12 protein-coding genes are annotated in these 7,831 nt (G+C 63.0%); 9 read left to right on the forward strand and 3 right to left on the reverse strand.

The window, feature by feature from the left end:
- From AC1DSN_RS15120 to AC1DSN_RS15145, 6 genes are all read left to right on the forward strand, one after another.
- On the forward strand, positions 1–2,000 hold a 2,000-nt coding region (locus tag AC1DSN_RS15120), incomplete at its 5' end, for a DNA methyltransferase (RefSeq protein ID WP_477331432.1).
- On the forward strand, positions 1,997–2,530 hold the full coding sequence (locus tag AC1DSN_RS15125) for a hypothetical protein (protein ID WP_477331434.1): 534 nt from the start codon (positions 1,997–1,999) through the stop codon (positions 2,528–2,530). The genes AC1DSN_RS15120 and AC1DSN_RS15125, both read left to right, overlap by 4 nt.
- Positions 2,527–2,826 carry a hypothetical protein gene (locus AC1DSN_RS15130; protein WP_477298728.1) on the forward strand — a complete coding sequence of 100 codons (300 nt, stop codon included), beginning with the start codon at positions 2,527–2,529 and terminating at the stop codon, positions 2,824–2,826. Before AC1DSN_RS15125 ends, AC1DSN_RS15130 begins: the two co-directional genes overlap by 4 nt.
- Complete coding sequence (locus AC1DSN_RS15135) at positions 2,823–3,089, forward strand: hypothetical protein (protein WP_477298727.1); 267 nt, start codon at positions 2,823–2,825, stop codon at positions 3,087–3,089. Before AC1DSN_RS15130 ends, AC1DSN_RS15135 begins: the two co-directional genes overlap by 4 nt.
- Positions 3,086–3,916, forward strand: coding sequence for a DUF551 domain-containing protein (locus AC1DSN_RS15140; RefSeq protein WP_477331436.1), 831 nt, complete (start codon positions 3,086–3,088; stop codon positions 3,914–3,916). The genes AC1DSN_RS15135 and AC1DSN_RS15140 overlap by 4 nt, the downstream gene beginning before the upstream one ends.
- The gene (locus AC1DSN_RS15145; RefSeq protein WP_477331438.1) at positions 3,913–4,392 is read left to right on the forward strand and encodes a hypothetical protein; all 480 of its coding nucleotides are present in this window, start codon (positions 3,913–3,915) and stop codon (positions 4,390–4,392) included. Before AC1DSN_RS15140 ends, AC1DSN_RS15145 begins: the two co-directional genes overlap by 4 nt.
- An 8-nt stretch (positions 4,393–4,400) precedes the next feature.
- Here the strand turns inward: AC1DSN_RS15145 and AC1DSN_RS15150 are convergent, their stop codons facing one another.
- Positions 4,401–4,805 (reverse strand): DUF4160 domain-containing protein, encoded by a 405-nt coding sequence (locus AC1DSN_RS15150; protein WP_477331440.1) that lies wholly within the window; start codon positions 4,803–4,805, stop codon positions 4,401–4,403.
- On the opposite strand from AC1DSN_RS15150, the gene AC1DSN_RS15155 reads away from it, so the two are divergent.
- The 3 genes from AC1DSN_RS15155 to AC1DSN_RS15165 all read left to right on the forward strand — a co-directional run bounded on the left by AC1DSN_RS15155 (position 4,804) and on the right by AC1DSN_RS15165 (position 6,955).
- Entirely contained in the window at positions 4,804–5,544 is a 741-nt protein-coding gene (locus tag AC1DSN_RS15155; protein WP_477331442.1) for a hypothetical protein, read from the forward strand. The genes AC1DSN_RS15150 and AC1DSN_RS15155 overlap by 2 nt on opposite strands.
- A 215-nt stretch (positions 5,545–5,759) precedes the next feature.
- A complete protein-coding gene (locus AC1DSN_RS15160) occupies positions 5,760–5,987 on the forward strand; it encodes a DUF4224 domain-containing protein (protein ID WP_477331444.1) in 228 nt (75 codons plus the stop codon).
- Positions 5,987–6,955 carry a tyrosine-type recombinase/integrase gene (locus AC1DSN_RS15165; protein ID WP_477331446.1) on the forward strand — a complete coding sequence of 323 codons (969 nt, stop codon included), beginning with the start codon at positions 5,987–5,989 and terminating at the stop codon, positions 6,953–6,955. The genes AC1DSN_RS15160 and AC1DSN_RS15165 overlap by 1 nt, the downstream gene beginning before the upstream one ends.
- A 233-nt stretch (positions 6,956–7,188) precedes the next feature.
- Here the strand turns inward: AC1DSN_RS15165 and AC1DSN_RS15170 are convergent, their stop codons facing one another.
- Both AC1DSN_RS15170 and AC1DSN_RS15175 read right to left on the reverse strand, forming a co-directional pair.
- Complete coding sequence (locus AC1DSN_RS15170) at positions 7,189–7,413, reverse strand: hypothetical protein (RefSeq protein WP_107913409.1); 225 nt, start codon at positions 7,411–7,413, stop codon at positions 7,189–7,191.
- Positions 7,413–7,595, reverse strand: coding sequence for a DUF3606 domain-containing protein (locus AC1DSN_RS15175; RefSeq protein ID WP_063571491.1), 183 nt, complete (start codon positions 7,593–7,595; stop codon positions 7,413–7,415). The genes AC1DSN_RS15170 and AC1DSN_RS15175 overlap by 1 nt, the downstream gene beginning before the upstream one ends.
- Positions 7,596–7,831 lie beyond the last annotated feature (236 nt).

A 7,831-nucleotide genomic window follows, 5' to 3' on the forward strand; every position in this document is an offset into this window, starting at 1 on the left:
CCGCTACGCCGTCGCCGAACCGCTACAAGGAGCTGATCCACTATGCCGGCTTCCTCGGGGTGATGGACACGGGCCAGGCGCTTACCCGGTGGTTCAAGCGGGACAGCACGAAGGCGAATAACCTGACCCTATACCCGCACAAGGAGCGCGAGTTCTGGCTCTGGGTGGCGTCCTGGGCGCTGTTCCTGCAACGGCCGTCTGACCTTGGCTTCAGCGACGAGGGATACGACCTCCCGCCCCTGACGATTCACTACGTCGAGGTTCCGGTCGACCACGGCAGTGCGGAAGCGGATCGGGATGGCCAGGGGAACCTTTTCAGGGATGCGGCAATGGGCCTCCGCGATGCTGCGCGCGAGAAGCGCGACACCTTGCCCACACGCATTGCCGCGGTCAGCAGGATCCTCGAGGAGAACGCCGCGGATCACTTCCTGATCTGGCATGACCTCGAAGCCGAGCGTCACGCCATCGCGGCGGCGGTCCCTGGCGTCGTGAGCGTCTACGGTGAGCAGGAACTGGACGATCGCGAAAAGGCTGTCATCGACTTCAGCGAGGGCCGAATTCAGCGCCTCTCGGGCAAGCCCGTCCTCATGGGCAGCGGATGCAACTTCCAGCGCCACTGCCACAAAGCGGTTTATGCCGGCATCGGCTTCAAGTTCAACGACTTCATTCAGTCCCTTCACCGCCTCCAGCGGTTCCAACAGGGCTTTCCGGTTGAGATCTGGATCGTCTACGCGGAGAGCGAGCGGGAGGTGCTTGCCACGCTCCAGGCGAAGTGGACCCGACACAACATCATGGTGGGAAAGATGAGCGAGATTATTCGGGAATACGGCCTGAGCCACGGGGCGATGGCCGACGTGCTGTCGCGCTCCATCGGTGTCGAGCGCATCGAGGTGAGCGGCCATGATTGGCTGGTGGCGAACAACGATTGTGTTGCCGAAGCACGCACCATGGCCGATAACTCGGTTGACCTGGTGGTGACCTCGATCCCCTTTGCGAACCACTACGAGTACAGCCCGAGCTACAACGATTTCGGGCACACGGACGACAACGCCCACTTCTGGGCGCAGATGGGCTTCCTGTCCGCCGAGCTGCTGCGGATCCTCAAGCCCGGGCGCGTTGCCGCGATCCACGTGAAGGATCGCATCGATTTCGGCGCCGTAACCGGTGCCGGCGTCCCGACCGTAAGCCCCTTTCACGCTGAGGCGATCTTCCACTACCGGTCGCACGGCTTCGACTACATGGGCCTGATCACGGTCGTGACTGACGTGGTCCGCGAGAACAACCAGACCTATCGTCTCGGCTGGTCGGAGCAGTGCAAGGACGGCACGAAAATGGGCGTGGGAAGCCCGGAATACATCGTGCTCCTGCACAAGCCCCAGACCGACCGGACGAAGGGCTACGCCGATCATCCGGTGCGCAAGGACAAGGAGTCGTATACCCGTGCCCATTGGCAGGTCGACGCGCATGCCTTCTGGCGGTCATCTGGCCAGCGCATGCCCACGGTCGACGAGCTGGCTGCGCTGGGCCCGGACAAGCTGGCGAAGCTGTTCACCCAGTACAGCCTGGCCAACCTCTACGACTACGAGTCTCACGTCCGCATCGGTGAGGCTTTGGAGGCGCGCGGCGCCCTTCCATCGACATTCATGTCACTCGCCCCTGGCAGCCATCACCCGGACGTGTGGCACGACGTGAACCGGATGCTGACGCTCAACGGCGAGCAAACGCGGCGCGGCCTCGAAAACCACATCTGCCCGCTGCAGTTCGACATCGTTGATCGCCTCATCGAGCGTTTCAGCAACCGCGGCGAGCTGGTCTTCGACCCTTTCGGCGGCCTGTTTACCGTCCCGCTCCGCGCCATCAAGGCCAGGCGTCAGGGCCGTGCGGTCGAGCTGAGCACACCCTACTTCTTCGACGGCGTGAAGCACCTGCAAGCTGCCGAGGCAGAGATCTCGATGCCCTCGCTGTTCGACACCCTTCCGCCGGCACAGGAGGCCGCATGACCACCATCAAGTATTACCGGATCGACACGCCGGAGGTTCGCGCCGCCTGGGCCACCTATGTCGCCGAGAATGTCGAGCTGGACAAAGAGGCAGCGGCCTTCTCCGCGCTGTTCGAAGGCGCCAAGCCCGTCTATATCCGGAATCTCCACGGCCGCGCGCTGCATGGCCTCCGCTTCGAGCCGACGAGGCCGAAGGATCTCTGGACTGTCGCGCAGGCCAGCGAAGGGTACGTGCAGCGACCACGGACGCGGCTCGGCGCCACTGCGCCAGGCGCCGACCGCAAGGCCCTGATGGGCGAACTCGCGCGCCTGGACGACCTCTACTCAAACAACCGGCCGAAGACACAGCCGTCCCTCGACCCGGTTTGGGCGGCGATCGGCACCGACTGGGGCCAGCTCCTTTTCCATAAGTTCGGGATGGTCGAACGCGATGGCGTCATCTACGCGGCCACCGACGCGAAGCTCGCGGCTCACTGCGAGGAGATCACGGGGACAGCCTACGAAGCGGCTACCAAGGAGAAGGCGGCATGACCATGTTCGACCCGATCAAGCTGCGCTCGATGGCCGAAGAACTGAAAGGCCCGAACGGCTCCGAACTGCGCGCCGCGCTTCTCCAAGCTGCTGCCGACGCAGCGGACGCTGCGCGGTATAGATATATCCGCCGCAAAGGGGCTTGGCGTGAGGATCGTGCTGTATTGGGGGCAATCGGCCCTGTTTACATCACGGTATCTCCGGATGGTCAGAAGCAACCCTACCAAGGCCAGGCTATCGATACCGAAGAGCTAGATGCTGCCATCGACGCTTTTCTAAAGGAGCGCCGCCTGTGACCACCAAGCCCATCACCCAGCGTGAGGCTCGCGCCCTGCGAGCTCGCGTAGCCGAGCTTGAGCGGCGCGAGGAGAACCGCCGCGGTATCTGGTTCAACGACTACCCCGGCGGCCAGCACATTGGATCCTTCACCGTGTCCGATGTCGCCGCCGCCAAGATCCGCACCGCGCGTCTCCTAAAGCATGCCGTCGTTGTTACAAACGGCAACCTCGGCGAACTCAACTTTTATGCACTGCCCTTGGCAAAGGACACCGGCGCATGAATACCGCTCTCGACCTCATCCCCGGCAAGATCATCAACACGCTGTCCAACAGTCGTCAGGGCTGTCACGTCGAGATCGAGGCCGATATGGGCTTCTGCGTCGGTGACACGGTGTACATCAGCCGCGCGCGTGCGCAGCCTGCAGAGGCGGTCGATGTCAATCGCCTGACTGCCGCCGCGCGTGCCATGCACGCCGTCTGCGATGGCGAGGATCGTTGGCTTCGCATGTCCGACGAGGTTCGCAGTCGGTGGATCGAAAGCGTTCGCCCTGTCGCTGCCGCCCTCGCCCATCCCCGCCCCACGGGTGGCAGGAAGGAGGCAATCGCCGTACTGCTGACCCACCTTGAGGACGTGCTCGACGATGAGAACTTCGAACGCATCGATGTTTCGAAGTGGAACGCCGTCTCTATACTCACCGCCCCCACGGGTGAGCAGGCTGGGGAGGTGGTGGCTATCTACGTAAATGCAGTAGATGACGATGGCTCGCTCCTTTACGTCCATCCGCCAATCGCTAAGCGCGGTGACACCCTTTACACCCAGCCGCGCCCCGTGGGCGTGCCGGATGGGTGGAAGCCCATCGAGTCCGCGCCGAAAGGCGTAAAGATAATCGCAGGCTACAGAAACTCGCGCGGAAATTGGCGCTCAATCATGGCTTGCTATTACACCCCGGGCACGCTTGAGCTCGCCGATGACGCAGACGACACCGAAGACGGCTACGCGCCGGAGGGCTGGTACGAGGCTACGGAGGTGTACGAAGAGATTCGTCTCACGGATGAGAAGCCGACGCACTGGATGCCGCTCGCCGCCGCGCCGGAGGTGAGCTCATGACCTGGCATTGCATCGAAGGGGGCCGCTGCGTGTGTGGTGGCGACACGGAAGGTGTTCGCGCGACCTGCGGCAGCTTCCGTGTCGGAGCAAAGTACCCGAGCTTCCAGTGGCGGGTGTCTCAATGGATGGACCAGTGCTTCGTACCGTCCCTCTACAGCAACATGACCGAGCGCGGCGATCGCCTCCTCGAGGAAGTTCTTGAGCTTCTGCAGTCCACCGGCTATGACCGGACCCGCGTCGCCACCCTGGTCGATTACGTCTTCGGACGGCCTGCCGGCGAGCCCTCGCAGGAGGTTGGCGGCGTCATGGTCACCCTGGCGGGCTTCTGCTGGATCGCGGGCCTCGATATGCATGCCGATGGCGAGCGCGAGCTGACCCGCATCACCCAGCCCGAGGTCATGGCGAAGATCCGCGCAAAGCARGAAGCGAAGAACGCCCTGCATTTCGATACGCCGCTGCCCGGAAGGAACGCATGAGGACGGCTTTACATAGCCGGCAGCTCCGCGATAAGGGGCTTCGGATCTCCTTCTGCCTTCAGCGAGTTCCATATGGCAAGGAGCGCGGGTCCGTTGCTCTGAATGAAACCGAGAACGGCTTTTCTTTGGTCTTTCGAGAGGGTGCTTCCGCCCTCGATGACGGCCGCCGGAAGGATAGAAAAGCTCGCAGCGTGGTTCCTCGTTTTCAGGTCCACATGGAGATGCGGGGTCTTGTGATGTTTCTCTTGGTACATCTTCAGCGTGACGCTGAGAACCTGGTGAGAGGCAAGTTGCTGCTTGTGCAGCATCTCGCCTCGCTCCATCGCCTCTATGCGTGCCGCACGAAACAGGTCTACGTAAAGCTCATTCGCCAACTTTTCCCAGGCCGCTTGCCTCCCCAGAGACTGTCCCATGCGTGAACTCCCCATCCTTTTCAGTGCCCCGATGGTGCGCGCCATCCTCGAGGGCCGCAAGACGGTGACCCGAAGAGTCGTCAAGCCCTCGCCAGGATTGCAGCGCACATGGTTGACGCATAAGGGCATCAGCAACAGCCCTTCCCTCACTATGTGCTACACCAACCCCGACAGGATATTCGGTGCGCAAATGGAGCACCCTGGCGGTGGTCCACTCGGGTTCGTGAAATGCCCATATGGGGAGCCAGGTGATCGGCTTTACGTGCGCGAGACGACCGAGATCGACGAGGATACTAGCGCCGCCGTTGGCCTCACGCGCTACGCGGCCGACAAGGCACCGGTCCTAGTCACCGGCGCCAGCGATCCGGCCTTCAACGGCACTGTGGAGCACTGGGATTACCCGCGCCGCTCACGCCCGGGCATCCATCTGCCGAAGGCACAGTCGCGAATCTGGCTCGAGGTGACCGCCGTGCGCGTCGAGCGTCTGCAGGACATCACGGCCGAGCAGGCCATCGCTGAGGGCGCTATTGACCGGGTGCGAAGCAATGGCACCCGAGTTGACATGCGCGAGCAGTTTAGTGACCTCTGGGACGGCCTGGCTAATCCGGGCACGCGTTGGGCCGACAACCCGTGGGTCTGGGTCGTGGAGTTCCGGCGCGTCAATCATGTACCAGAGCAGATACCTGCCGAATATCGGGGATCGGCGATATCCGGCGCCGAGGAACTCCGCCATGGGTAGAACGTCGGATATGTTCGCCGAGCTCAAGCCGGTCCGGGCTGCACCGCGCGTGATGATGCATCACGACGATGTGGGAATCGGGACATATGGCTACCTGGTCACCTTCGTTTGCCGGAAATGCGGCGCGCAATCTGACTTGATGGCGTGCGACACCCAGACCGATGTCAATCGGGGGATGCCGTGCCCAGACTGCAACAAGCACGAGGAGGTGCCCCATGGGGGCTGACGAGAAACTGTGGCTCACCCAGAGTGAGCTCGAGGAACTGACCGGAAAGCAGCGCTGGGGCGCCCAGACCCGGGCGCTGGCCAGGATGGGCTACAAGTTCCAGCCAAATGCCGTTGGCCGTCCCCTGGTCGAGCGCACGGCCGTGCTGAGCGCGAGACCGAAGGCACCGAAGAAACCGGCAGGACCTGACTGGTCTGCGGTGAAAAAGRCCGCCTGATGGGTCGCACCCGCACGAAGAATAAGCATCTGCCGCGCCACATGCAGCACAAGCACGGTGCCTACTACCATGTGGCCACCGTGAGCGGAAAGCTACGGTGGCTCCGTCTGAGCGACAACTATGGGGAGGCCCTGCGTAAGTGGGCAGAGCTGGAGGGCGCCGAGCTCGACCAACGCTGGACGGTGGGCATGGCCCTGGCGCACTACCTCCAGGTCTCGGAGAAGCGTCTGCGTCCCGCGACCCTGGCCAACTATGCCGAGGGCGCGAAAAAGCTGATCCCGGTGTTCGGCACGATGGCTATCGAGGACCTTCGGCGCGACCACGTCTACCGGTACATGGTCGAGCGCGGCAACGTGGCCGCCAACCGCGAGCGCGCTCTTCTGTCAGCGGTCTACACGCACCTGCTCAACTCTGGACTAATGCGCGGCGAGAACCCCGCCGCCGGCCTCCGCTTCCGGAACGAGGAAAAGGTCGGAAAGCGCTACGTGACCGATGATGAGTTCCGCGCCCTGCTCGCCGCCGCGAGCATCCGGATGCGCCCACTTCTTCGTCTGGCGTACCTCACCGGAATGCGTCAGTCCGACATCCTCGCGCTTGAGCTGACCAACGCCACCGAGCAGGGCATTGCCTACATCGAGAGCAAGACCCAGAACGAGCGGCTGATTGGGTGGAGCGACGAGCTGCGCGAGGCATGGCGGGCCGCGGCGGGAGCGCGGATAGGCAAGGTGCCACTGTTCCTCGCGCGGGGCGGAGACGCGTTCACGCCAAGTGGGTTCAAGGCGTCATGGCGTCGGGTGAAGATCCGCGCCGGCCTGAAGGACGTGAAGTTCCACGACCTGCGCCGGAAGACCGGCAGCGATGCCGAGGAAGGGCACGCCCAGGAGCTTCTCGGCCACGCCGACGGGCGGATCACGAAGCGGCACTACCGAGCTAAGATCGTGCCCGTGAAGCCAGGCCGTGGCGTCTAAAAAGGTTTTCGATTTGCGAGCGAAACGAGGTGTTTTACCACCGCACACGGGGCGATAGTAGACCAAGCATTTTGCCCAATTCGCCAGCGCACGCCTCCAGTTACAGGCGTTGCGCCATGTGACTGTTAATCAGGGGGTCGTTGGTTCGAGTCCAACTTCGGGCGCCAGGTTTTGAAAGGCCGTGCAGTGATGCACGGCCTTTTTCTTTGTGCGATGACAGCGCGCGTTTCAGATCAGAACGGCACGAGCACCCAGCCACCAGATACGCGCTCGCGCAGCACCTCGACAGCGCGACCCTTGCCCTTCATGGCCGACGCGCGCGTCAGTGCGAACTCCACCGCCGTGCCCTCGGTCTGGAACACGTGCTTCGTCGCGCCAGGCAACAGCACCGTCCACGTATGAAGATTCATCGACGGATAGAAAACAAACACGCGCAACGGGCGAACGACACCGTCCATCAGCGACGACGTCGCAGTTCGGCGCGCACGTCGGACGACTGGCCACCCACGCGAAGCACGGCATTGCGCAGGGAGGTCTCGGATACGCCAAGCACGCGCGTCCAGTAGTTCATATCGGTTCGCAGCTCAAGGTCGATCTTGGTGGCGTCGGCCGGGCCGACGACCTGTTTCTGTGTTTCCATGACGTGCCCTCGCTGTCAGACCACGTTTGCCACGTGGTGGGTTACGTCGGTGTTACGGCTGTCGCACTGCCGGGCCCACCACGTTACACCCAACTAACAACTGAAAGCGCATGTTGGATGACCCGGGCTTCGTTTGGCCGGATTCACCCCCGGCTTTCGCAGCCGGGGCTCGTCCTGCCCAACTCAGACGATGGTCATGCCACCCAAGAAACCAGTCACCCAGTCCGTGGACACGC

The organism is Luteibacter sp. P4_D7_3 (assembly GCF_056401735.1).